The 24,420-nt window shown below is 45.3% G+C and carries 20 protein-coding genes; 9 read left to right on the top strand and 11 right to left on the bottom strand.

Going from position 1 to position 24,420, the window contains the following annotated elements; genetic code table 11:
• Positions 1 to 40: 40 nt before the first annotated feature.
• The 4 genes from IDJ77_RS17775 to IDJ77_RS17760 all read left to right on the top strand — a co-directional run bounded on the left by IDJ77_RS17775 (position 41) and on the right by IDJ77_RS17760 (position 4,244).
• Positions 41 to 817: a DUF3108 domain-containing protein gene (locus tag IDJ77_RS17775; RefSeq protein ID WP_191190327.1), complete on the top strand. Its 777-nt coding sequence runs from the start codon at positions 41 to 43 to the stop codon at positions 815 to 817.
• A 2-nt stretch (positions 818 to 819) separates the two neighbouring features.
• Positions 820 to 1,383 carry a DUF3109 family protein gene (locus IDJ77_RS17770; protein WP_191190460.1) on the top strand — a complete coding sequence of 188 codons (564 nt, stop codon included), beginning with the start codon at positions 820 to 822 and terminating at the stop codon, positions 1,381 to 1,383.
• Between the two features lie 93 nt (positions 1,384 to 1,476).
• A complete protein-coding gene (gene gmd, locus IDJ77_RS17765; protein WP_191190326.1) occupies positions 1,477 to 2,613 on the top strand; it encodes a GDP-mannose 4,6-dehydratase in 1,137 nt (378 codons plus the stop codon).
• Positions 2,614 to 2,636: 23 nt separating this feature from the next.
• On the top strand, positions 2,637 to 4,244 hold the full coding sequence (locus tag IDJ77_RS17760; protein ID WP_191190325.1) for a gliding motility protein RemB: 1,608 nt from the start codon (positions 2,637 to 2,639) through the stop codon (positions 4,242 to 4,244).
• A gap of 206 nt (positions 4,245 to 4,450) precedes the next feature.
• On the opposite strand, the gene IDJ77_RS17755 is transcribed toward IDJ77_RS17760, so the two are convergent.
• Positions 4,451 to 4,939, bottom strand: a complete 489-nt coding sequence (locus tag IDJ77_RS17755) for a hypothetical protein (RefSeq protein WP_191190324.1) — start codon at positions 4,937 to 4,939, stop codon at positions 4,451 to 4,453.
• Positions 4,936 to 6,270 carry a tRNA lysidine(34) synthetase TilS gene (gene tilS, locus IDJ77_RS17750; RefSeq protein ID WP_191190323.1) on the bottom strand — a complete coding sequence of 445 codons (1,335 nt, stop codon included), beginning with the start codon at positions 6,268 to 6,270 and terminating at the stop codon, positions 4,936 to 4,938. Before tilS ends, IDJ77_RS17755 begins: the two co-directional genes overlap by 4 nt.
• 51 nt (positions 6,271 to 6,321) lie before the next feature.
• Here tilS and IDJ77_RS17745 point away from each other — a divergent pair, with 51 nt between their 5' ends.
• Positions 6,322 to 8,895 (top strand): OstA-like protein, encoded by a 2,574-nt coding sequence (locus IDJ77_RS17745; protein WP_191190322.1) that lies wholly within the window; start codon positions 6,322 to 6,324, stop codon positions 8,893 to 8,895.
• On the opposite strand, the gene rdgB is transcribed toward IDJ77_RS17745, so the two are convergent.
• Both rdgB and IDJ77_RS17735 read right to left on the bottom strand, forming a co-directional pair.
• On the bottom strand, positions 8,896 to 9,480 hold the full coding sequence (gene rdgB / locus IDJ77_RS17740; RefSeq protein ID WP_191190321.1) for an RdgB/HAM1 family non-canonical purine NTP pyrophosphatase: 585 nt from the start codon (positions 9,478 to 9,480) through the stop codon (positions 8,896 to 8,898).
• Position 9,481: 1 nt separating this feature from the next.
• On the bottom strand, positions 9,482 to 10,048 hold the full coding sequence (locus IDJ77_RS17735) for a hypothetical protein (protein ID WP_191190320.1): 567 nt from the start codon (positions 10,046 to 10,048) through the stop codon (positions 9,482 to 9,484).
• 155 nt (positions 10,049 to 10,203) lie between these two features.
• Here IDJ77_RS17735 and IDJ77_RS17730 point away from each other — a divergent pair, with 155 nt between their 5' ends.
• Entirely contained in the window at positions 10,204 to 11,640 is a 1,437-nt protein-coding gene (locus tag IDJ77_RS17730) for a peptidylprolyl isomerase (protein WP_191190319.1), read from the top strand.
• 7 nt (positions 11,641 to 11,647) lie between these two features.
• Complete coding sequence (locus IDJ77_RS17725) at positions 11,648 to 12,610, top strand: AAA family ATPase (protein WP_191190318.1); 963 nt, start codon at positions 11,648 to 11,650, stop codon at positions 12,608 to 12,610.
• A gap of 191 nt (positions 12,611 to 12,801) precedes the next feature.
• Here IDJ77_RS17725 and IDJ77_RS17720 read toward each other — a convergent pair whose 3' ends face one another.
• From IDJ77_RS17720 to mutL, 7 genes are all read right to left on the bottom strand, one after another.
• The gene (locus tag IDJ77_RS17720) at positions 12,802 to 13,668 is read right to left on the bottom strand and encodes a hypothetical protein (RefSeq protein WP_191190317.1); all 867 of its coding nucleotides are present in this window, start codon (positions 13,666 to 13,668) and stop codon (positions 12,802 to 12,804) included.
• Between the two features lie 94 nt (positions 13,669 to 13,762).
• Complete coding sequence (cysS, locus tag IDJ77_RS17715; protein WP_191190316.1) at positions 13,763 to 15,253, bottom strand: cysteine--tRNA ligase; 1,491 nt, start codon at positions 15,251 to 15,253, stop codon at positions 13,763 to 13,765.
• A 73-nt stretch (positions 15,254 to 15,326) separates the two neighbouring features.
• Positions 15,327 to 16,169 (bottom strand): NAD-dependent epimerase/dehydratase family protein, encoded by an 843-nt coding sequence (locus tag IDJ77_RS17710; RefSeq protein WP_191190315.1) that lies wholly within the window; start codon positions 16,167 to 16,169, stop codon positions 15,327 to 15,329.
• A gap of 27 nt (positions 16,170 to 16,196) precedes the next feature.
• On the bottom strand, positions 16,197 to 17,309 hold the full coding sequence (locus IDJ77_RS17705; protein WP_191190314.1) for an endonuclease/exonuclease/phosphatase family protein: 1,113 nt from the start codon (positions 17,307 to 17,309) through the stop codon (positions 16,197 to 16,199).
• Positions 17,299 to 18,180: a rhomboid family protein gene (locus IDJ77_RS17700; RefSeq protein ID WP_191190313.1), complete on the bottom strand. Its 882-nt coding sequence runs from the start codon at positions 18,178 to 18,180 to the stop codon at positions 17,299 to 17,301. The genes IDJ77_RS17705 and IDJ77_RS17700 overlap by 11 nt, the downstream gene beginning before the upstream one ends.
• A 35-nt stretch (positions 18,181 to 18,215) precedes the next feature.
• Positions 18,216 to 18,938: a rhomboid family intramembrane serine protease gene (locus IDJ77_RS17695; RefSeq protein ID WP_191190312.1), complete on the bottom strand. Its 723-nt coding sequence runs from the start codon at positions 18,936 to 18,938 to the stop codon at positions 18,216 to 18,218.
• Between the two features lie 33 nt (positions 18,939 to 18,971).
• On the bottom strand, positions 18,972 to 20,831 hold the full coding sequence (gene mutL, locus IDJ77_RS17690) for a DNA mismatch repair endonuclease MutL (protein WP_191190311.1): 1,860 nt from the start codon (positions 20,829 to 20,831) through the stop codon (positions 18,972 to 18,974).
• Positions 20,832 to 20,967: 136 nt separating this feature from the next.
• On the opposite strand from mutL, the gene IDJ77_RS17685 reads away from it, so the two are divergent.
• Both IDJ77_RS17685 and IDJ77_RS17680 read left to right on the top strand, forming a co-directional pair.
• Positions 20,968 to 22,599: an amidohydrolase gene (locus tag IDJ77_RS17685; protein WP_191190310.1), complete on the top strand. Its 1,632-nt coding sequence runs from the start codon at positions 20,968 to 20,970 to the stop codon at positions 22,597 to 22,599.
• Positions 22,586 to 24,403, top strand: coding sequence for a serine hydrolase domain-containing protein (locus tag IDJ77_RS17680; RefSeq protein WP_191190309.1), 1,818 nt, complete (start codon positions 22,586 to 22,588; stop codon positions 24,401 to 24,403). Before IDJ77_RS17685 ends, IDJ77_RS17680 begins: the two co-directional genes overlap by 14 nt.
• Positions 24,404 to 24,420: the final 17 nt, after the last annotated feature.

The following is a 24,420-nucleotide window of genomic DNA, read 5'->3' as shown; positions in this document are numbered from 1 at the left end:
TTCGGCCTTAATATGGTCTATGAGGTTCGATACCAAATAAATGAAGAAATATTATTTCGCTCTCTTATTAATAATCTGCCTGGCAAAGGCTTACGGCCAGGAAGCCTCTAAAACCGATGAGGTGGTTTTCCAGGCTGGCGAGCAGATCACTTATAAATTAAAATACGGCATTTTCACCGCGGCCGAGGCCATTATCAAAACCGAGAACAGCACGCAAAAATTTGACGGCAAACCTGCTTTGCGCATCCATGCTGTGGCAAATACCGCGGGTACGTTCAACCTGCTGTTTAAGGTGCGTAACCAGTATCAAACCTTTATCAACCCCAATACCCTGTTGCCTTATTATTATTCGGAAGAGCGGAAAGAGGGCGGCTATAAGCACAACGATAAGGTGATATTTGACAGGGATAAGAATATCATTACGGCCAATAGCGGCACTTATCCGTTTACGGGGAACGTATTCGATTTTTTATCGGCTTATTACTTTGCCCGTAACGTGGATATATCCGGGCTTAAGATCAACGATAAGCTGGATCTGAGGTATTTCCTTGAAGATGGCGTACACACGCTTACAATTACCTATTTGGGCAAAGAACAGGTTAAATGCGGGCTGGGCACCTTCAATTGCTTAAAATTTAATCCAACTATTATCCCCGGGCGTATTTTCCGTAAAAATAGTAAGCTATATTTGTGGATCACCGATGATAAAAACCGCATCCCCGTAAAAGCGCATGTGGAATTGGTAGTGGGTAGTTTGGTGATGGACCTTACCCAGGCAAGCGGGCTTAAATATGATTTAAACCCGGTAAAAAAATAATGATGATAGAAGTAGGGAGTGTTTTACTGCACGAGGATGTAGTGAAAGAAAATTTTGTATGTAACCTTAACAAGTGCAAAGGTGCTTGTTGCTTAGAAGGCGATTCGGGTGCGCCATTGAATTACGATGAACTGGATGTGCTTGACGAGATCTATCCAAAAGTAAAGCCTTTTATGACGGCCAAAGGCATTGCTACCGTAGAAGAGGTTGGCACCTACGTAACCGATTTTGAAGGCGATTACACCACGCCCTGCGTTGATACCAATAAAGAGTGCGCGTACGTAACCTGGGACAACGGCATTACAAAATGCGCGATAGAAAAAGCGTATGAGCATGGCGCAATAACCTGGCAAAAACCAATCTCCTGCCATTTATACCCTATCCGTATTACTTCATACCCCGAGTTTGACGTTTTAAATTACGACCGCTGGAGCATTTGCAGCCCTGCATGCAGCTTTGGTAACGAGTTGAAGGTATCGGTACATGAGTTTTTAAAGGGCCCGCTGATCCGTAAATATGGCGAAGACTGGTACCGCGAACTGGAAGATACCGTTGCCGGAATTTAAAATATTAGCAGGTTTGTATATAAGCTTATACCGGCATTTTCGATTATTTTGGTAATATTGCAATTAGATAATTGCTTAGCCTAATATTCGTTAATGAAAAAAGCTTTAATTACAGGTATAACAGGGCAGGATGGTGCCTATTTAGCTGAATTTTTGCTAAAAAAGGGATACGAAGTGCATGGCGTTAAACGCAGGTCCTCCTCTTTCAATACAGATAGGATCGACCATTTATACCACGACCCGCATGAAAAGGGCGTTAAACTGCACCTCCATTACGGCGACCTGACAGATTCTACCAACCTCATCAGATTAATACAAGAAACCCAACCCGACGAAATTTACAACCTGGGCGCACAAAGCCATGTTAAGGTTAGCTTTGATACCCCGGAATACACCGCAAACGCCGATGGCGTGGGAGTTCTACGGATCCTGGAAGCGATAAGGTTATTAGGTCTTACTAAAAAAACACGTATTTACCAGGCATCCACATCCGAGCTGTATGGCTTGGTGCAGGCCGTTCCACAAAGCGAAAGCACGCCATTTTACCCGCGTTCGCCTTATGCAGTTGCCAAATTATACGGCTACTGGATAATTGTTAACTACCGCGAAGCTTATGGCATGTACGCATGCAACGGCATCTTGTTTAACCACGAAAGCCCTATCCGTGGCGAAACCTTTGTTACCCGTAAAATTACACGCGCTGTTGCAAAAATATCATTAGGCTTGCAAACCTGCCTGTATGTTGGCAACCTTTCGGCACAGCGCGATTGGGGCCACGCCAAAGATTATATAGTTGCCATGTGGCTAATGCTTCAGCAGGAAAAGGCCGAGGATTTTGTAATTGCTACCGGCGTAACCACCACGGTAAGGGAATTCATCAAAATGTCGTTCCTGGAGCTGGGTATCGAAATTGAATTTAGCGGAAAAAACGAATACGAAAAGGGCGTTATTATAGATATCGACCAGGCGAGAGTGAACGAATTGGGGCTTAATTTATCGGCCCTCCATTTTGGCCAAACCGTTGTAAAGGTAGATCCCAAATATTTCAGGCCTACGGAGGTTGAGCTTTTAATAGGCGACCCCACCAAGGCCAAAGAACAACTGGGTTGGGAGCCGAAATACGACTTGCAGGCACTGGTTACAGATATGGTACAAGCCGACCTGAACCTGGCCAAACAGGATGAGCATTTAAAAAAAGGTGGTTATAAAACATTGAATTATTTTGAATAGCACGAATTGATACCCCGGCATATATGAAGAAAGTTTTTATCAGCAGTTTTATATTACTGGTTACTATGGGGGTTGCAAAAGCGCAATCTGTATATCAACCCTACAATTACCAGTTTTACCAAAAGCTGAATGTCGATGTATATTCCACCAAAACGCGGGTGCATTCCTCGTTAAAACCATACATGGTTGATGATTCCCTGTTAAGGGCACGTGTAGATTCGTTATTAAATTATGGTGTTGTAAAAAATGGCGCTTATGCCAAAATCTTCAACGAACATTTAATTGACTACAAAAGTAACGCCTCTACCTTTTACGCCGATCTGCTTCCCGATTTCAACATCGGCCGCGATTTTAGCGGCAAAAAAACAACCCATTACAATTCGCTTGGCTTACAAATTGGCGGTTCGGCCGGAAAAAACTTCAGCTACAACGTTGCCGGTTATTTAAGCAACGCAAAGTTTCCGGATTACCTGTCCACTTACATTAACCAGGTGGGTATTGTCCCCGGGCAGGCATACGCGCGCCGGTTAACAAACGACGCCGATGCCTACAACTGGTCGTACATTACCGCCACGGTATCTTACACGCCATTCAAATTCATCAACATCAGCGCAGGGCGCGATAAAACGTTCATTGGCGATGGTTACCGCTCGGTATTGTTGTCTGATAATACATCGCCGGCCCCATTTTTTAGGGTAACTGCCGATGTGGGCAACGTAAAATATATGGCCATGTGGGCCTTGTTCCAGGATCCGGCTTCCACAAGCGACCAGTTTATCGACCGCAAAAAATTCGGCGTATTCCATTACCTCGACTGGAATGTAAGCAACCGCCTATCCTTTGGTTTCTTCGATTCGGTCATTTGGTCCAACACCGATGATTCCGGTCACTCCCGAGGCTTCGATTTTAGCTACATCAATCCCCTTATATTTTTAAGGCCCGTAGAGGCAGCTAACGGCTCACCTGATAATGCCTTGATTGGCCTTACCAGCAAGTTAAAGGTAACCAACGGACTTACCCTTTACGGCCAGTTTGCACTGGATGAGTTTGAATCGAAAAACTTTTTTCATAACCCGGGCAATTACCGTAATAAATTCGGCTGGCAGCTGGGTATCAGGGGCGCAGATTTGTTTGGTGTAAAAGGCCTGAACTACCTGGCCGAAACCAGCACAGCAAGGCCTTACACTTATTCCGAGCGTGCATCGGTAATTAACTATACGGCCAACAGCGAGCCGCTTGCACACCCCTTTGGTGCCAACTTCCGCGAGTATGTGGCGTTGCTGAACTATTCGTACAAACGTTTTGATTTTTCGGGCGAGGCCGATCTGGGGCATTATGGCCTGGATATCAACAATCTCAACTACGGTAAAAACCCTTTCTTAAACTACCAGAACCCGGCCAAGGTTGATGGCAACTATATAGGCCAGGGCTTAACCACTAACATGGTTTACCTGCAAGGCAAGGTAGCATTTCTGCTTAATCCAAAATACAACCTGAGGTTAGAGCTTGGCGGCATTTACCGCACCGAAAAGAACACCGCCTTTAACGATAAAACCAGTATGCTCACCTTCGGCATCCGCAGCTCGTTCCGCGATCTGCATACCGATCTGGCGAGCTTTAAATCGCATTAAGAAATTGCGTTGTTTAGTTTAACCGCGCTTGTTCGCGTTCGACATGGGGCGCGAACAGCCCGAACAAGCCCGAACAAGCATTATTTTAAACGAATCGACACTGAATAAGCCCGTAAAAAATTCTAAAAGCTATTTCCCGTGGTTTAACCACAAAGTACGCAAAGCTAAAACACAAAGAGCTTTGTGATCTTTGTGGTTAAAAACCCCTACCCCTTCGCTTTCATCTCTTCTTTTATCGCCCTTAAAAACTCATTTACGTGCTGCGAGCCGATGATGTACAGCAACCCGTCCCTATCGGTAAGGTGGATGGCATCATTGCCGGCGGTGTAGAAACGGATGGTGCCTTTGGTATGCAGGTTGTAAACCGGGTTGTTGAACAGGTAGCGGCTGTAAGTTCCTTTTTCTACTTTAACAATGCTGTTAAGGTCTATTTTTACCTTACGCGTTGTCCACAACCCGTCAAGCGTAATGCTTTTGTTGGCAACGGTGGTGTTAAAATGAACCACAAAACCCAATATGATAGATATAGTAATAATAGCAAAGCCTACTACAGCAAGCAGGTCGCCATTGCGTTCGCGCTCATCGGTAAAAAAGTAGGCGGCAAAGCAAAACATTGCCAAAACAAGGCGAATAGTGATAGGCATCCACTCGCGGCCCAAGTATTGTTTTTCGGTAAAATCGGCTTTATCGGTCATAATTTAATCAATTCGAATATAGTAACTTTTTTAGTGTTTTTATCCACTTTATACCTTTCGTCGGGCCGGTAACCGCCAAGCCAAACAATATCGCCGTTGGCGTTTACCAGCACAGGTATCGCGCCTTTTTGATGAAGCGGCACTTTCTGGTGAATGAAAAAATCGCTCAGCTTCTGCCGGGTTTTCATCCCCAGGGGATAAAAAAAATCGCCTTGCTGCCAGCCGCGCAAAGTTAAGGGATAACCCAGTTTTTCCGCATCAATGGATACCGCCAGGGGGTTATCCTTAACGATCAGCGGGCTGTCGTCGTGCAAAACCGTCAGTTTATAATGTTGATAGTTTATAAAATGAGCGCCTTCGTTTATCAAAACCTGTTCAGCCGCGCTGCTTTTTTTTAAAGAGATAATCAGCATCCCCCTATCCACCACCAAAATGTGTGTGCCGCTTTCAAATACCCGCCCGGCGTGTTTATCCAGGGCCGTCAGCAGATCGTCTACCACGTTATCTATGAATCCGAAAGGCTGCAAAAGTTTAAAAAGCAACAGGCGTTGCGGCGATAATTTTTTAATGGCATCTATCGCAAAGTGTATCTCATCTCCTTGCTGCACCAAAATTTCGTTTCGTAGGCTCTCTACTTTCTCCTCCAGCAATTGCTCCAGTTCGCGAAAGTTGCGCAGGTTGTTTTCAAAAGTACCCTCCAGCGAAGGGTTCAGTTCTTTAAGCAATGGTACTACCTGGTGCCTTATTTTATTGCGGGCATATTTGGTAGATGCGTTGGAACTATCCTCCACAAAGGCGAGTCCTTCGGCAGTAATAACTTCCTGGATCTCATCGCGCGTTAAAAAAAGCAGTGGCCGTACCAGGTTGCCATTTTTAGGTAAAATACCATGCAGCCCGGCTATGCCCGTACCCCGCGTAAGGTTTAACAATATTGTTTCGATCGTGTCGTTCTGATGGTGTGCAAGCGCAATAGCTTCGTAACCTGTTGTTTGGCAAAGCTGGTTAAACCAATCGTACCTCAGATGCCTCGCCGCCATTTGGATGGATATTTTGTTATCCGCCGCATAGGTTTTGGTATCGAAGCTGGTAGTATGAAAGCTTACGCCAAGTTGCGCAGCCAGCCCGCGGGTAAATTCCTGGTCGGCATTGGCTTCATCGCCGCGCAGCATAAAATTGCAATGTGCTATGCCAAAATTATAACCTGCAGACTTAAATAAATGAGCCATTAGTACCGAATCCATGCCCCCGCTAACCGCCACCAGTACTTTTGTACCGGGCTGGAATAATGTATTTTGCGCAACAAAATCTACAAAGCGTTTAACAGGAAGCATAAGTCAAAATTATTAATTTAATAACCCCAGCAAAAAACTAATTTTGCCATTGTGATAAAATACGCTTTCAGCCTTTTTTTAATACTAACATCTGTTACGGTATTGGCACAGAAAAAATCTGTAGTGAACCTCATCAGCTCTAAAAGCAGCGAGGGCGTTAAGATAAACGGCAAGGATGTAATTAAGGTTTACAAAGGCACGTTTAAGCAAGATTACTCTATCATGCGGTCGGACAGTGCGTACTTTTACGCGCAGGACAACGCCTTTGATGCTTTCGGGAACGTAAATATTACCCAGGGTGATACCTTAAATATTTTCTCGGATAAACTGAATTACAACGGCAATACCAAAATTGCCATCCTTACCGATAATGTAAAGATGGTTGATAAAGACGCTACCCTCACCACCAATTACCTCACCTACAATACCGCTACACGCTACGGAACATATACCAGTGGGGGCAAGCTGGTGAATAAAGACAACACCCTAACCAGCAAAAACGGTTACTATTTTGCCGGCTCCAGAGATGCTTTCTTTAAATACGATGTGGTATTGGTAACGCCCGATGCCCTGATAAAAACCGATACCCTGCGTTACAATACCGGCACGCGCATCTCCTATTTTTACGGGCCAACCAATATTTACGATACCAAGGATAAGAAAGACACGCTGTATACCGAAAACGGCTTGTACAATACGGTGACCGAGCAGGCTTTCTTCGGTAAGAAGAATTTATACAAATCGGGCACCAAACGGTTAAAAGGCGACAGCTTATTTTACGATAAAAAGATAGGTTTTGGCCGCGCGGTAAAGAATGTTGTATTTACGGATAGCGAGCAGAAAACCACCATGCTGGGCGGCCTTGCCAATTATTACAAAAGCGAGGAACGCACCGTAGTAACCAGGGACCCTTACGTAATCATCGTCACCGAAGAAAAAGACACCACAAGAAGTGATACCGTCGCTTTAAAAACCATCCCTGTAGATAAAAATGGCAAGGTAAAAAAAACAGCATCGCCAATAAAAGCGCCAGCGTTGGGTACGCCGGCAAAGGCGTCGCCCGTAAAAGCACCACCTTTAAGTTCGCCCGTAAAAGCGCCGCCACTGGGCACCCCTATAAAAACACCACCGGCAAATTCACCTGTTAAAGCCCCGCCGGTGGGTAATGCAACGAGTGCAAAAAATAAACTGCGGGCCGCTACCGATTCTTTAGCAAGATTAGCTGATACTGCCAAACACGATATGTCCGGTAAAACGGATTCGCTTGCAAAAGCTAAAAAGCCGGAGAAGATAAAACGCGATTCCATTTTTATTTCTGCGGATACGCTGGATACCCAAATGTTCATTAATAAGGATTTGAAGGTTTTCCTTGAAAAACAGCGCCTCGCCAGTATAAGGGATACCTCATTAAAGGTTAAGGGTACCGGCCTGGCAACTTCTTCTTCAAAACCCCTGTCTAAATTCCTTAGCGCGGTATCACTTTGGATACCTAAGGATAGTTTGATATTGCACCCCCTGCAGTTTGGGCTGCCCAAACCGGAACCCGTTGCCGTTATTCCACCGAAGCTGGATAAAAAAGGCAGGCCCATTAAAGAGAAAAACGCGCCGCCTGTAGTAATTGTTCCCGAAAAACTGGATAAGGACGGCATACCCATTCCGGCAAAAAAGCCGCAACAAAAAGAGCCCATTGCCGATCCGGACGATAACGACCCTGCCTTTATTGTAAAAACCAAGCCGGTGAGCGATACAGCCAGGATCAGGATCATAAGAGCTTATCATCACGCCAAGCTTTTTAAATCAGACCTGCAGGCAAAAGCCGATTCGATGTTTTACAGCTACGGCGATTCTACCCTGCGCTGCTTTGTAAACCCTTTGATATGGACGCAGGGCTCGCAGTTATCAGGCGATACCATCACTATGCAAATGCGCAATAAAAAGATGGACAACCTGATGCTGTTTCCATCGGCCTTTGTTGTGAATATTGAGAAAGACGACTCCCTTACTTTTAACCAGATGGCGGGCAAACGGATGCGCGGCTTCTTTAAAAATGATAAGCTGGATAAGATGTTTATATCGGGCAATGCCGAAAGCATTTACTTCTCTCGCGACAGCACCAAAAAGGTAACGGAGATGGCGCGCTCATTAAGCACGCGGATGCGGGTGGAGTTTAAAGACAACAGCGCTACTAATGTTGTATCTATTACCAAGCCCGAGCATCGCTACGGACCATTGGCAAAATTTACGGACGAGGAAAAAATATTGAAGGGCTTTATTTGGAAACCTAAAGAGCGGCCTGTTTCTAAGGAATCCATCATTCCTTCCTACAGCAGAAAACTCGCGGCAGCGCAGCCTGGGACCGTGCCCGGTAAAAAAGGCGCTAAAACGCCGGCTCCCAAATTAATAAACGGCAAACCCGCGCCTACCGATAGCACTGCTACCAAATTACCGGCCGGTGGCCTAATTAAAGCAGGAAAGGATTCGCTGAATATAAAACCGGTTATAAAAGGCAAGGCAGATAGCACGATACTTAAGCCGGCACCGGCGGTTAAACAAAAACGCGACACATCGGTAACTAAACCAGCGGCCAAACCTAAAACAGATTCTGCCGCGGTTAAGAAACCGTAATTAAACCGCCCGGGCGTTTAAGAATGCGATGAGCTTTTCTACCGCGATGGCGCGGTGGCTGATACTGTTCTTCTGCTCCAGGTTCATTTCCGCGAAGGTGATATCATAACCATCTGGCTGAAAGATGGGATCGTAACCAAAACCGTCGGTTCCGCTTATTTCATGGCGAATGGTACCGGCGACTATGCCTTCAAAAAAAATCGCTTCCCCATTCCAAATTAATGAGATCACGGTGCGAAACTGTGCCTTGCGGTTGCTTACGCCGTTTAGGTTACCAAGCACTTTATCATTATTGGCCTTGTGGTTTCCGTATTCGCCGGCGTACCGCGCCGAGTAGATCCCCGGCTCGCCGTTAAGGGCATCTATCTCCAGTCCGCTATCATCACCAAAGCAATTGAGCTGGTATTTATCCCATATATAATGGCTTTTGATGGATGCATTCGCTTTAAAGGTTAGCCCTGTTTCTTCTATCTCATCGGTGCAGCCAATATCATCAAGAGTGAGCAAAGTAATCTGCCCTTTTATTTTGGCAGATACCTCCATCAGCTTATGGCGGTTATTGGTTGCAAAAACTAATTGCTGCATATTAAATTGTTTTCATCTGGTCCCAAAAAGCCTTTTTATTTTCGTTACTGCTCATCATTTCATCAAAACTAAAGCTATACAACACACTGGTTTTTCTCCCCTGTACCGGGGTGTTCAATACTAAATTTCCAATCCCCTGCGGCAACGCGTCCTTACCCATAATCACCATTTTCTCAGGCTTAAGCAGTTCGGCTATTTTTGCAATGGTAATAGGCTGATATTTATTTACGTTCATTATAGCTACATCATCTAAAGCAAGTTCCTTCCGCTTCAAAATATTCTCTAAGGCGGCAAGGTGCGGCGCGGCTATAAACTCCTCGTTTTGGTAATTTACCAGTATTAAAAAGCGCTTATTGTTCTTACCCAGATAATTAAATTCAGGCTCAGTCGTTTTTATAGCCTGGGGAGCTTCGGTAACAGCGGCGGCTTGCGGGGCAATAACGGGCTCAGCGGCTGTGGCAACCGGCTCAACAGCTATGGGGCTTGGTTTGGCAACCTTATCTTCCGGCAGCAGGTAAAGCTCATCCGGCATAATAAAACGGAAAGCACTGGGGTTATCAACCTTCATATTATTTAACATATTTTAACCAAAAGTACCTAAAGCAGTTGAAGCATTATAGGCATATTCGCACAACGGCTTAATTATATATTATTATTAATAAATTTTACCGAAATTTGCATTTTAGCGGTATAAGCACCCGCCATATTAGTTTAACGAAATTCATGAGAAAAATAGGGATATTCATTGTAAATATTTTTTTAGTTGCTACCGTAGCCCAGGCACAAATAGATACTACAAAACAAGTTAAGGCCGATACCACCACTAAAACTTTTACAGGCCCGGTGCGTACGATAGATAAAATTGCCGGTATTGTTGGTTCCAGCATCATTTTACAATCAGATATCGAATTGCAATACGCGCAGTACCTGGTAAGCGGCCAGCAGCCAAACGCCGATTTTAAGGCGGTATTGCTGCAAAACCAGCTAACCCAAAAATTACTTGCCCAGCAGGCCGTTATTGATAGCGTGCAGGTAAAGGACGAAGATGTTGATGCCGACGTAGAACGCCGTATGCGTAGCTTTATACAACGCGCGGGCGGGCAGGAAAAGCTGGAGCAATTCCTTGGCCGTTCGGTTATTCAGTATAAAGATGAGATCCGCCCGGATATCAAAGAATCTATGATAGCCCAAAGAATGAGGCAAAAGATCACCGAAAAGGTGAATACCAGCCCGCAGGACGTTAAGCGCTTTTTTGATTTAATGCCAAAGGATAGCCTTCCAACGTTTAATAAAGAGGTGGAAGTGGGCGAAATTGTATTTGATCCTAAAATGAGCAAGGAAGAGAAACAATTTTATAAAGATAAAGCCGAAGAACTGCGCCAAAGGGTAAAAAAAGGCGAAGATTTTGGTGCCCTGGCCAGGTTATACTCACAGGACCCCGGCTCTGCACCTGATGGTGGCGACCTGGGTTTTAACGACCGTAATGGCTACGTAAAAGAATATTCGGCTGTTGCCTTTAAACTAAAGGCTGGTGAATTATCACCGGTATTTGAAAGCGACTTCGGTTTTCACTTTTTACAGGTGATAGAGCGCCGCGGTGAGCAGGTGCACACCCGCCACCTGCTGATAGTTCCGGCTACTACCCCTGCAAGTTTGGATAGGGCAAAAGTAAGCGCGGATAGTTTATACACAGTTATGAAGGCTAACAAGCTGATCGATTTTTCGAGCGCCGCGTCGTTATTCTCTGATAATAAAGAAACCAAATACAACGGCGGTATGATGCTGAATGCTGATAACGTGCAAACCCGCTCTACTTACATCCCAACCGATAAGCTTGACCCGCAGGTGGCCCTGGTTATTGACACTATGAAGGTAGGCAGCATATCAAAACCTACGTTATTTACTGATGCACAAACCGGTAAAAAAAGCTATAAAATACTTTACCTTAAATCGGTTACCGATGCGCATAAGGCAAACCTTGAACAGGATTTTGCTAAACTGAAAGAAATGGCCATGGACGATAAGCTTAACCGCACCGTAAGCCAATGGTTTGAAAAACGCCGTAAAGAAACATTCATTAAGATAGATCCGGAATACCAGGCGTACCCTATCTTACAAAAATGGATAGCCCCGGTTACCACTGCACAGGTAAAACCTTAATATAAATATGCAACACCGCTCTGATGTAGAGGCCGCCGATGCATTGAAGCATGCTTACCAGCAAATTCGTGCAGAAATTGGAAAAGTTATTATAGGGCAGGACGAGGTTATTAAATTCGTCCTGATCTCTATTTTTAGCAATGGCCATTGCCTGCTGGTTGGTGTGCCGGGCCTGGCCAAAACCCTGCTGGTGCAAACCGTAGCACAGGTGCTTGACCTTGATTTCAAGCGTATCCAGTTCACTCCCGACCTGATGCCATCAGACATCATCGGTTCGGAAATACTGGGTGAGGACCGAAACTTTAAATTCATTCCCGGCCCCGTGTTCTCCAACATTATCCTGGCCGATGAGATAAACCGTACCCCCCCAAAAACGCAGGCAGCGCTGTTAGAAGCTATGCAGGAAAAAGCAGTAACCGCAGCGGGTGTTACCCATAAATTAGCCAAACCGTTCTTCGTATTAGCTACCCAAAACCCTATTGAACAGGAAGGTACTTACCCCCTGCCTGAGGCCCAGCTGGACAGGTTTATGTTCAACGTAGCCTTAAACTACCCTTCGTTTAAGGAAGAGCTACAGGTAGTAAAGAATACCACCAGCACCCACCAGGTAACGGTAAACAAGCAATTGAATGCCGAGCAGATCATTTACTTTCAGCAGTTGGTGCGCAATATACCGGTTACCGATAACGTGCTGGAATACGCTGTAAAACTGGTATCAAAAACCCGCCCCGATAGCGAGTTTGCTACCCCGCAGGTGAAACGCCTGTTAAACTGGGGCGCAGGCCCGCGGGCATCACAATTTTTGATATTAGGCGCCAAATGCCACGCTGTGCTCAACGGAAAGTATTCGCCGGATATTGAGGACGTAAAAGCGGTTGCTAAGCCTATACTAAGCCACCGCATCGTTCGCAGCTACCACGCAGAAGCAGAAGGTTTATCCGCCAGCGATATCATCGAGCAATTATTCTAAAAAGCTTTACGCCTAACGCTCCGGTAGGAGCATCCTGTTTATAGCCTATATTTATAAAAACATAAAGCTCCGTAGGTGCTTCCTGTTGCCTTATATTGGCGAGGGAGCACCTACGGAGCTTTAGCTATTAATTTTGTTTGTCTATAAACAGGATACCCCGCTGGGGTAACGTGGCTGATTTTATAACGTTATTACTCTACTGTAGAAAATATTTCCAGCAGTACGTTCCATTTGTGAGTAGCATCTATCTCCCAAATACGCACGTAGTTGTAGTTGTTTACAATATTACCTTTACGGATGCGGGCTGTACCATAGCTATAGGCCAGATCGTTACTGGTAGAGCGGCCGGCATTCACCGTTTGGGCAGATATGCTGATGCCTTCGTTAGCTATAAATTTGGATATTTTATCCCTGCCTACAATTGGCTCAAACCCCGGGAAATAATACATACCTTCCGGACTTAAAAACTCTTTATAAGCAGCCAACACCGACAAATCCAACGAATGGTTGAGCGTTTTATCAGTGCCGGTAATGAGGTCTTTACCTTTAAAGGGGTCTTTACTTGGCGCTACTTGTTTAGCAGTATCGGGCTCCCTAAAGTCGGTACCTGCTTCAGCCTCAGGCTCGGGGTGTTGTATTCCCAGGTCTATCAGCAGCTTCAATTTATTATCGGCGGCGTCACGTTTCCAAACCGATACGTACTGGCCGTAAACTTTATCGTCATCGGTTTTACCGTTTTGGTAAACGTAAGGGCCGGCGGTAAAGGCAAGGTCGCCATTGGCAGATATCCGGGCTACTTTTGGCTGCCAGGTAAGTTTGCCCGGCATTTTATCAATAGTGCCGTAAAACTCAGATATTTTAACAACGTTTGGTTTAAAAACTATCCCTTCGGGGTCGGCAACCGCCAAAAAACCTGCCTTTATCCCTTTGCGTTCAACCAGCTTATTAAAGTCAATTTCGGCATTTACTACTTTACTAACCTCAACAGGTGTTTTTTGCGCAGATACGTTGGCGCTAACACCGGCCAATAAAAAAGCAGCTAATAATATTTTCTTCATAGGATATATTTTGCGGGCAATTTTTAATTAATTTAAGCTGTATAAATGTACGCATGCCCGGCGTACATTTATACAAAACCGGTTTTAAAATTGGTTAAATTTTTATCCAATCGGTTGTACCTTGTTTATTATCATTTAGTTGAAAGCCAATTTGTTTTAGGCCCTCCCTAATTTTATCAGATGTTGCGTAATCTTTATTGGCCTTTGCCTGGTTGCGCAGGTTTACAATTAAACCCAGCAGCCCGGCTGTATCGCCACTCTCGTTGTCATCCTGCTTTAAACCTAAAACATCGTAAAAGAAATCGTTATACGTTTTCTTCATAAGCTCAAAGGTCTCTGCAGATACAACGCCCGAGTTACGCGTAGCATTTGCAAACGAATTTATCCATTTGGATAAATTATTCAGTGCTTCTAACGTTTTGGGCGAATTAAAATTGTCGTTCATACCGTTATAGCAATCTTCGCAGGCAGCTATGATGGCGCTTTCCGCCTCGTCTTCAACAGCAACCAGTGTATTTTGTTGCAGTGTATTTAACTTTTTAGCAGCTTCGGCCAAAGTTTTATAAAATTTCTCGGCCGCGTCCAGTGCTTCGTTGCTAAAATCTACCGTGCTGCGGTAGCTTGCCTGCATAAAAAAGAACCTTACCGCCATTGGGCTATACCCTTTTTTTAGCAACTCGTGGTTTCCTTCAAATAATTGCGCGGGTAAAAAACTATTGCCAAGCGATTTTGACATTTTTTGCCCGTTCACCGTAAGCATATTGGTATGCAGCCAGTAGTTGGCCGGGCTGTTACCGCAGCTGGCTACGTTTTGCGCTATCTCGTTGGTGTGGTGCGTAGCCATCAGGTCCATCCCACCTCCGTGGATATCAAATTTATGCCCCAGGTACTTATTACTCATGGCCGAGCACTCGAGGTGCCAGCCCGGGAAACCAACGCCCCATGGCGACGGCCATTTCATCAGGTGCTCGGGTTTGGCCTTTATCCAAAGGGCAAAATCAAGCTTGCCGTGCTTTTCGTTCTGGCCGCCCAAAGCGCGAGTATTGTTCAGCATATCCTCCAACTTACGGCCGTTCAGTATGCCGTAGTCCTGGGTTTCATTATACTTTTCTACGTCAAAATATACCGAGCCATCCACTTCGTAGGCATAGCCTTTTTCTAAAATGGCCTTCACCAATTCTATCTGCTCAATAATATGCCCGGTAGCTGTTGGCTCGATGCTTGGCGGCAAGGCGTTAAAGGTTTTCATCACCTCGTGGAAATCAACGGTATATTTCTGTACAATTTCCATCGGCTCCAGTTGCGATAGCCTTGCTTTTTTTGATACTTTATCCTCTCCCTCATCGGCATCGCCCTCTAAGTGGCCGGCATCGGTAATATTACGCACGTAGCGTACCTTATAACCCAAATGCAGCAGGTAACGAAAGATGAGATCGAAACTTATAAAAGTGCGGCAGTTGCCCAAATGAACATCGCTATATACGGTGGGGCCGCAAACGTACATCCCAACATGGGGTGCATCAAGCGGTATAAATTCTTCTTTTTTACGTGTTAAAGTGTTGTAAACAAATAATTTTTGTTCCATGAGCGCAAACTTACAATTTTTAGGATTGAAGTATAATAAATCCGTATCTATCTAATTCAATATTACTTTAAACTTAACTATTCAATAAATATTCAAAAGTGTACTTAGGCCGGTAGTTAAAATAGCACTTAGCTTTATCGCATACGTATACCCTATCGATACTCTGCGGAAACACCCAACCCTTAACTTGGTAAATGGCTTCTGCTCCCGGATAGTACTTGAGTATCGGGCCCAGCGGCGAATGCTTCAGCGCTACCACATCCTCTTGTTTAAATGGCGAGCCGCTACTGATATTAAAGATCTCAAAACCTTTAAAATTCACATCCAATGCCAATCGCAGGGCCTCGGCGCCGTCGCGCTCATCCAACCCGCGGTAAAGGCGGTGGTTTGTTTTGAGGTTATCATCTTCGGGCAAAAACCGGCCCACCCGGTATACCGATGTTTGCAAGCCTTCCTTATAAAAAAAGTCGCGGCAAAGCTGCTCCGTGGTTTGCTTGGTAATGTCGTAAATATCGCGGGGGCGCTCGGCTAAAGTTTCGTCTACCCAAACGGCTTTATCCTTATCTACCAATGCATCGCCATAAATTGATGTGGTACTGGTGTACAGGAATTTTTTAACGCCATTTGTTACACAAGCATTCAACAAATTCAGCGTGCCGATGATATTGGTTTGGATAAAAGCCTCGCGCGGGTAATTCAGCTCATAATGCTTGCCATGCAGGGCCGCGGTATGGATAATGGCATCAAAACCTTTGGTTACAGCTTCAACAGCCTCCTTATCTTTTATATCGAGGATTTGATTTGTAGTGGCCGAAGGCATCACATCTATGCCGGTAACATTGTGCCCATAAGCTTTAAGGTGAGTTACCGTAGCTGAGCCTAACTGACCGGAAGCCCCGGTTACCAAAACTTTCATGATGGGTTATCTGCTGCTGTTATTCAATTATTTTAAGGCCACAACAGCTGTTACGGGGTAGTGGTCGGAAAGTTTCTTTTTAATGATATCATAGCCCAGCACACTAAACTGCGGGCTCACCATAATATAATCTATTTGGTAGTTGGGGAAATCGCCATTGTAGGTACGCCCCAGGCCCGAGCCCTTTTCGCGGAAGGTGTTCTTCATCCCCACCTCCATCTGGTTAACCGCGAAGGATGCCGGCGTATCATTAAAATCGCCGGAGTAAATGTAAGGATACGGGCATTCTTTGGCGTGCGCTTTAACGGTATACACCTGGTCGGCCCGTTTTAAAAAGGCTGTTTTGAGTTTACTGCCCAGGCGCTTGGTGGCGGTCATATCGGTTTTTCCTTTTTTAGATACCTCGCCCAGGTATTTGTAGTCCTCCGGCTCAAACTTAATGGATTGCAGGTGCATACTGTACAGCCGTATTTTTTTATCGTTCTTTTGGATATCTACAAACAAGCATTGGTTACCCGTCATTTTACCGGAAAGCGATACCAGCCCGAAATTAAAAATAGGATACCTGGAGAATATAGCCATGCCCGATGCCTGGTCGTAATTCACATCAAAGGGCTCAAAATAATAAAATTCGCTGTTCATGATCTTTTTGATGGAATCGATCATATCGTACTGCCCCCGCTTACGGGTGTAAAACTCCTGTATGCCGATGATATCCGGATTGTTTTGTTTGATCAGTTCGAGGATCTCATGCTTGGTGGAGATATCATTGTTAGAGCCGTATCGTTTAAAATCGTGCGCGTTATAGGTCATTATCCGCAACACGCCCGGATCGGTAGACGCAGCTACTATAGTAGGTAAGCGGAAGCCGATATTGTTTAGCAGTACTTTATAACCAATGAGGATGGTAATTACCGATAACAGGAAATACAGCCTGCGCCTTAGCAGCCAGTAAACAACGGCAATTATGTTAAACAATAGCAGCGGCGGATAGGCCAGGCCGAAGAACGCGATAAGCCAGGCTTTGCGCGGATCGAGGTATGGGGCGAGGTAACTAAGCAATAAAGCCAGGCACAGCGCATAATTAAGCCATAAAATTATTTTGCCAAAAAAACCAAGACCGCCTTTTTTATCCTTCATTATTGTTGCTTGCTCGGAGTAGTGTTTCCTTTTCCTGTTTGGTCAGGCTGTTTTGTCCCGATACAGAAATTTTATCTAAAATACGGTCAATTTCTTCCTGACTGGGCAAATTAGTGGATTTTTTTTGAGGGGAATTATAACTCATTACTTTCATTTTTGGCTTAGGCGTAAACAGTTTATTGATGCCGCCTATCCAATCATTGCCTTTTTGCAACTGTTTGATATAAACAAAACCGAACAAAGCTCCGCCGAGGTGGGCAATTTCGCCACCGGGATTTTCTTTTGCGATCAGTAAAAAATCTATTATAACCATGAAAATTGCCAGCCACTTCAATCTCACCGGCCCAATAAATATCAATGATATAGTATAATCCGGCACTAATGTGGCGGTACCAACCACAATAGCCATAACGCTTGCCGAGGCACCGGATATAATGCTAATTTGTGCAAAATTGTAATTGGTAAAGGCTGGCAACAAATTGTATGCTGCAATAAAGAATATCCCCCCCGCCAAACCACCAGCGATGTACAAACCAACGGTGCGACCTTTACCCAAAAACTCCTCAAATATTTGCCCCATAAAGTAAAGCCAAATCATGTTAAAGAGGATGTGCATGGGCCCATCGTGCATAAACATGTAGGTTATGGGCGTCCAAAAACGATAAAGGAGCTTAGGGAGATGAGCGGGTAAAAAAAGATAATCCCGAGTATAAAACTCTATTGAACTATTACCAAAGCCCACAAAAAGCTGCTCAATTACCGCCGGGACGTTAATAACAAGATAAACAATCACATTTATCCCGATTAGCACCGTTAATTTGGTGCCCGATTTTGATAACTTATATTGTATGTCTCTCCAGAGGGTACTCATAAAAACAGCTGTATTTACTATGATAACAATAAAATTTAATAATAATTGTTTGTGCTTTTAAGTCCCCAAATTTTTATCAAAATAAACCCAAATAATGCGCCGCCAAGGTGGGCAAAGTGGGCCACCGGGTCGCCCGCAAAACCCTTGAAACCACTGAATAGCTCTAAAGCAATATAACCTATAACTACGTATTTGGCTTTAATGGGAACAGGGATGAACAATATCATCATTTCCATATTGGGGAACAGCATACCAAAGGCTACCAACATACCAAATATAGCACCAGATGCGCCTACCATGCTTCCATTGTAAAGTGCATACAAATGCTCTGCCTGCGCCTGCCCGCCGCCAAATGCAAAATAGGAAGCGTCCAACTCCGGATGCGATATAGTGAATGCACCTACTATATTATATATCTGTATGGCATGTACCAGCATGTTTAGCAGATAACCGCCAATACCCGACAGGAAATAAAGATTAAAGAACTTTTTTGACCCCAGGGTACCCTCTAATATAGGCCCGAACATAAACAGGGCTATCATGTTAAAAAGTATATGCTTAAAATCGATAGGACTATGCATAAACATATACGTAATGATCTGCCATGGTTTAAATAGCGGAGAGCCTATATAGTAAGCAGAAAAAAGAGCGCCTAAATCAACAAATTGCCGTAAGGCAAACATGGCAATGTAGACCAAAACGTTTATGATAATAAGGTTCTTAACAACCGGTGTTAAATTGGCAAATGGTGATTGCATATTCTGTATTAAATATTTTTAAAAGCCTAAAGGCTATTTTTCAAATCTTTCGGCTAATTCGTTCAGCGTAAAGGTAGTAATTACGGGCTTGCCGTTTAATGCCAAATTTGGCATCTGGCAGGCAAAAAGCTGGTCTATTAATTGGTTCATTTCCTCCATGGAAAGTTTTACACCGGTTTTAATGGCAGCATTGCGCGCCAACGACCGTGCCAGGTTATCGCGCTTATCCAACTTTAAAATGGCCAGGTTGTTTTTAAAGCCTTCCAGTAGTTGTTCCAGCAGTTCGTGCTCATTGGCGTTATTAATATCCGCCGGGATGCCTTCTACTACTACGGTGTTTTTACCAAACTCGCGCACATCAAAACCCAGCGCGCGGATATCGGGTAAAAGCTCTCTCAATAACTCAAAATCGCTACTGTTTAGTGTAACCGATTGCGGAAATAAGCTTTGCTGGCTCAGTCCGCTGTGCGTTTGCAGCTGGTGCAAAAAACGCTCGTACAAAATACGCTCGTGCGCCCATTGCTGATGGATGAGCATAAAACCTGATTTTATCTGCGACAGGATAAACCGGTTATGCACCTGGAAGAACTGCTTCTCGCCCGATTTTGTGATTTCCTGCTCGTTGATGGATGTGCTTGGCTCCGCATGCATCTCGTGCTGCAGGCTTTCCTCTTTTTTGGCTATCTCGTAAAGTGTATCCCAGTTTTTTGGTATTGCAGAGCGATGATCGCCGCCGCCGTTGTTTCTTAGGAAAGGCAGTTCGCGCTCCGGCCTTTTCTCCGCCGCGAATGGATTAAAATCGGGGTTGAAAGCAATGGTTGGCTGCACAATTTCCTCGAAAGGTTTTTGTGTGATGAGGTGCCCAATGCTATTCTCCTGGTCGAAATCCAACGTGGGTGTGATATTATATTTACCCAACGAACGTTTTACCGCCGAGCGGATGATAGCGTAGATGGCTTTCTCATCCTGGTATTTTATCTCGGTTTTTGTGGGATGTACGTTGATGTCGATCTTGGACGGGTCGATATCAATGAACAGTACATACAGCGGGTAAGTATCATCCGGCAATAATTCCTCAAAGGCTGTAAGCACCGCGTGGTTTAAGTAAGCATCTTTGATGAAACGGTTGTTCACAAAAAAGAATTGCTCGCCGCGCGTTCTGCGGGCAAACTCGGGCTTGCCTACGTAGCCGTTCAGGCGGATGATGGTGGTATCTTCCTCCACCGGTACCAGGCGTTGGTTATAATTATTACCCAGCAGGTGGATGATCCGTTGCTTTAACGAGGCTGCCGGCAGGTGATAAACTTCCTGCCCATCGTGGTGCATGGTTAAAAACACCTGCGGGTTGGCCAATGCCACCCGTTGAAATTCATCAATAATGTGGCGCATCTCCACCGGGTTGCTTTTTAAAAAGTTGCGGCGGGCAGGTGTATTATAAAAAAGGTTTTTGATGGATATGGAAGTCCCCGTATTGGCAGAGCAGGGTTCCTGGCTCAGCACTTCGCTACCCTCTATAAAAATACAGGTCCCCAACTCGTCCTCGTGGCGGCGGCTTTTCAGCTCCACCTGCGCAATTGCGGCAATGGAAGCCATGGCTTCGCCCCTGAAACCCATGGTACGGATGGCAAAAAGGTCTTCCGCCTTGCGAATTTTTGAAGTAGCATGGCGCTCAAAGCACATACGGGCATCTGTTACGCTCATGCCGCAGCCATTATCAATAACCTGTATCAGCGCTTTACCGGCATCTTTCAGTATCAGTTGTATCTTATCCGCACCTGCATCTATGGCGTTCTCTATCAATTCTTTTACTGCCGATGCGGGGCGCTGCACCACTTCGCCTGCGGCTATCTGGTTGGCTACCGAATCGGGTAAAAGCTGTATTATATCTGGCATTTAAACGTATTTCCCTTCTCCCGGCTTTCCCAGGATCATTTTCGATGCTAAATTAATTATTTGATTGCATAACTTTACCTTTACATACTTGTATATAGTATTTACGTTTATCTAATTTACATCCGCCTGTTTATTTATGAAGAAATTGTGGCCCCTGTTCTTTATCCTCATTGCCGCGTGCAAGCAAAAGGAATATAATGCCGACACCCTTGTTAAAAATGCCCTCGTATATACTGTAGACAGCACCTTCTCCACCGCTAACGCCTTTGTTATCAGCAATGGAAAAATCATAGCGGTAGGCAACGCCGACACCCTCGAACAAAAATATCTTGCCAAAGAAACTATCGATGCCGGCGGTAAACCGGTTTATCCCGGCTTTATTGATGCCCACACACATTTTTACGAATACGGCCTTGGCCTGCAGGAAGTAAAACTGGTTGGCAGTAAAAGCTGGAATGCTATTGTAGACACCGTAAGCGCCTTCGCCCGCAAAAACACCGAGGGCTGGATCATCGGCAATGGCTGGGACCAGAACATCTGGACCGTTAAGCAGTTCCCAAATAAAGCAAAACTCGATTCCTTATTCCCTATCCGCCCTGTAATTTTAAGCCGGATAGACGGGCACGCCGCTATTGCTAACCAGGCAGCTTTAAACATTGCCGGCATTAAACCCGGCCAAACCATTACCGGGGGGCAAATAGAAACCATTAACGGAAAACTTACCGGCATACTGGTAGATAATGCTGTAGGAATAGTAACCCGTAAAATCCCCGAGCCTACCGAACAGATTGTACAATCGGCCCTTTTGGATGCCCAGCGTAACTGCTTTGCAGTTGGGTTAACAACTGTAGACGACTGCGGCCTGCCCTACACCATGGTAAGCACTATAGCCGCCCTGCAGCACAAAGGCGACCTGAAAATGCGCATGTACCTGATGCTTGCCGATAAAGAAGAGAACTACGAGTACCTGTTTAAACGCGGCGCTTATAAAACCCCCGGCCTCAATGTGCGGGCATTTAAAGTTTATGGCGATGGCGCGCTGGGCTCAAGGGGTGCTTGTTTATTAAAGCCCTACGCCGATAAAGCCAACTGGAACGGATTTTTACTAAGCAACAAGGCCCACTTTGAGGAAGTAGCCAAGAAAATAGCCGATAAAGGTTTCCAGATGTGTACGCACGCCATTGGCGATTCGGCAAACCGGATGATCTTAAAAGTATATGCCGATGCCCTTAAGGGTAAAAATGACAAACGCTGGCGCATAGAGCACGCGCAAATTGTATCGCCCGAGGATGTTAAATACTTTGGTGAATACAATATTATCCCTTCGGTACAGCCTACGCACGCTACCTCGGATATGGCATGGGCCATTAACCGCCTGGGTGCGGCCCGCCTTAAAAGTGGCTATGCCTATAAAAACCTGATGAAACAAAACGGCTGGATCCCGCTGGGTACCGATTTCCCTGTGGAAAATATTAACCCGATGTATACGTTTTATGCCGCAGTGGTGCGTAAGGACCTTAAGGGCCTGCCCGCCCGGGGTTTCCAGATGGAGAATGCGCTAAGCCGTATGGAAGCTTTAAAAGGCATGACCACCTGGGCGGCGAAAGCCAATTTTGAGGAGAACGAAAAAGGCAGTATAGCAGTTGGCAAGTATGCCGATTTTGTGATACTGGATAAAGATATTATGAAGGTGGCCGGCAGCGAATTGCCGAATGTGAAAGTAATAAAGACATATATAAATGGTGTTAAGGTTTATGAGAAGAAATAAGCAGCATATCTATCTGCTGCTTTTATCGGGGTTTGTAGTTTTTAATTCGGCATGTGCGCAAAACCCTCCCTTTACCGGCAAAGCTTATGTACAGGAACAAAAAACAGTTGCGCTAAGTACTGTATTGTTAAACAACGAGAAACAGGTTATACCCCTCCAAAACCTCGAGGTTGCTAAAGTTGCCAGCATTCATTTTTCGGGTGTTTACACCGCAGCTTTCGATAGCCTGCTGAACAAGTACACCAAAGTGCAGCCGTTTAACGGCAGCGATTACCTTGGCGTAAAAACGCTGGATGCGCTCTCGCTGGATACTAAGTTTTATACCACGCTGATCATTCAGTTAGTTGATGCCGACCTGAATAACCCCCAGATCATCGATTTTATCAACACCAATCAAAAAATGAAGAACGTGGTGGTATCGCTTTTGGGTAGCGCCGCATCGCTTACTAAACTGAATGACGTTACCGCGCCGGTGCTATGGTCGGCAAGGCTTTCGCCGGTATCTGCTATGTACAGCGCACAGGCCATATTTGGCGGGGTGCCCGTTACGCAAAAACTCAGCAGAACTTATACGCCAAAATATAAAAACGGCTACGGTTTCCTCACTGCAAAAACACGCCTGCAATATACCGTGCCCGAGGATGCCGGCATTAAAGCCGATAATTTATCAGAGATAGATAAAATTGCTAAAGAAGCCATCAGCAGCCAGGCCACGCCGGGCTGTGTGGTAATGGTGATAAAAGACGGCAAGGTGATCTATAATAAGGCCTACGGTTACCACACGTATGAGAACGAAATCCCCGATAGGATAACCGACATCTTCGATGTGGCATCCATGACCAAGATCTCGGCAACCACCATGGAAACCATGCAGCTTTACGACCAGGGCAAACTTGCCCTGGATTCTACCGCAGGCACTTACCTTGCGTTGGCTCGTAAAAGCAATAAAAAAACTTTAACCGTCCGCGAAATTTTGGAGCACCAGGCCGGTTTGATCCCCGATATCCAAACGTTCACAAAAGTAAAACCTACCGATTATAGCGTTGATTCATCTGCCAATTTCCCAACCAAGGTGAATGAGAACTACTACCTGCGAAAGAATTATTTTGAGGAAGTGATGTGGCCCGATATGCTGAACTCCCCGGTAAAAACACGCGGGCAGTATGTGTACAGCGATGTAGGCATGTGTATTATGCAGCAGATTGTAGAGACGCTTACTTCCACACCCATCAACAACTACCTACAGCAGCAATTTTATAACCCGCTGGGCATGCAAACAGCAGGCTATTTGCCGCTGAACCGCTTCCCTGCGGACAGAATTCCGCCGACAGAAAACGATAAAACCGACCGCCATACTCTGATCGATGGTTACGTGCACGACCCAACCGCAGCCCTGATGGGTGGCGTTGCCGGCCATGCCGGATTGTTTGCCAGCGCCAACGATATAGGCATTATGTACCAAATGATGCTGAACCGCGGCACATACGGCGGCGTGCAGTACATCAAGCCAGAAACGGTTGACCTGTTCACCTCCAAACAAAGCACCATAAGCCGCCGCGGCCTGGGCTTCGACCGCTGGGACCCGATAGCCGATCACAAGTACCCATCGCAATTAGCATCAGACCAGGCATACGGCCACACCGGCTTTACCGGCACCTGCGTATGGGTAGATCCTAAATACAACCTGGTTTACGTGTTCCTATCCAACCGTGTGCACCCCAATGTAAGCAGTAAATTAGGCAGCCTCAATATCAGGCCGAGGATACAGGATGCAATTTATGAGGCGATAAATAAGGGGATGTAAAACAGTTTTCCAAACAA

The sequence above is a fragment of the Mucilaginibacter pankratovii genome (genome assembly GCF_014773265.1).
Taxonomy (GTDB): domain Bacteria; phylum Bacteroidota; class Bacteroidia; order Sphingobacteriales; family Sphingobacteriaceae; genus Mucilaginibacter; species Mucilaginibacter pankratovii.
The sequence above is the reverse complement of the archived record's forward strand: the minus strand, read 5'-3'. Positions and strand labels throughout refer to the sequence as shown.

Coding starts and splice junctions, on each gene's coding strand:
- IDJ77_RS17775 (WP_191190327.1), top strand. CDS start 41: ATGAAGAAATATTATTTCGCTCTCTTATTAATAATCTGCCTGGCAAAG.
- IDJ77_RS17770 (WP_191190460.1), top strand. CDS start 820: ATGATAGAAGTAGGGAGTGTTTTACTGCACGAGGATGTAGTGAAAGAA.
- gmd (WP_191190326.1), top strand. CDS start 1,477: ATGAAAAAAGCTTTAATTACAGGTATAACAGGGCAGGATGGTGCCTAT.
- IDJ77_RS17760 (WP_191190325.1), top strand. CDS start 2,637: ATGAAGAAAGTTTTTATCAGCAGTTTTATATTACTGGTTACTATGGGG.
- IDJ77_RS17755 (WP_191190324.1), bottom strand. CDS start 4,939: ATGACCGATAAAGCCGATTTTACCGAAAAACAATACTTGGGCCGCGAG.
- tilS (WP_191190323.1), bottom strand. CDS start 6,270: ATGCTTCCTGTTAAACGCTTTGTAGATTTTGTTGCGCAAAATACATTA.
- rdgB (WP_191190321.1), bottom strand. CDS start 9,480: ATGCAGCAATTAGTTTTTGCAACCAATAACCGCCATAAGCTGATGGAG.
- IDJ77_RS17735 (WP_191190320.1), bottom strand. CDS start 10,048: ATGAAGGTTGATAACCCCAGTGCTTTCCGTTTTATTATGCCGGATGAG.
- IDJ77_RS17730 (WP_191190319.1), top strand. CDS start 10,204: ATGAGAAAAATAGGGATATTCATTGTAAATATTTTTTTAGTTGCTACC.
- IDJ77_RS17725 (WP_191190318.1), top strand. CDS start 11,648: ATGCAACACCGCTCTGATGTAGAGGCCGCCGATGCATTGAAGCATGCT.
- IDJ77_RS17720 (WP_191190317.1), bottom strand. CDS start 13,668: ATGAAGAAAATATTATTAGCTGCTTTTTTATTGGCCGGTGTTAGCGCC.
- cysS (WP_191190316.1), bottom strand. CDS start 15,253: ATGGAACAAAAATTATTTGTTTACAACACTTTAACACGTAAAAAAGAA.
- IDJ77_RS17710 (WP_191190315.1), bottom strand. CDS start 16,169: ATGAAAGTTTTGGTAACCGGGGCTTCCGGTCAGTTAGGCTCAGCTACG.
- IDJ77_RS17705 (WP_191190314.1), bottom strand. CDS start 17,309: ATGAAGGATAAAAAAGGCGGTCTTGGTTTTTTTGGCAAAATAATTTTA.
- IDJ77_RS17700 (WP_191190313.1), bottom strand. CDS start 18,180: ATGAGTACCCTCTGGAGAGACATACAATATAAGTTATCAAAATCGGGC.
- IDJ77_RS17695 (WP_191190312.1), bottom strand. CDS start 18,938: ATGCAATCACCATTTGCCAATTTAACACCGGTTGTTAAGAACCTTATT.
- mutL (WP_191190311.1), bottom strand. CDS start 20,831: ATGCCAGATATAATACAGCTTTTACCCGATTCGGTAGCCAACCAGATA.
- IDJ77_RS17685 (WP_191190310.1), top strand. CDS start 20,968: ATGAAGAAATTGTGGCCCCTGTTCTTTATCCTCATTGCCGCGTGCAAG.
- IDJ77_RS17680 (WP_191190309.1), top strand. CDS start 22,586: ATGAGAAGAAATAAGCAGCATATCTATCTGCTGCTTTTATCGGGGTTT.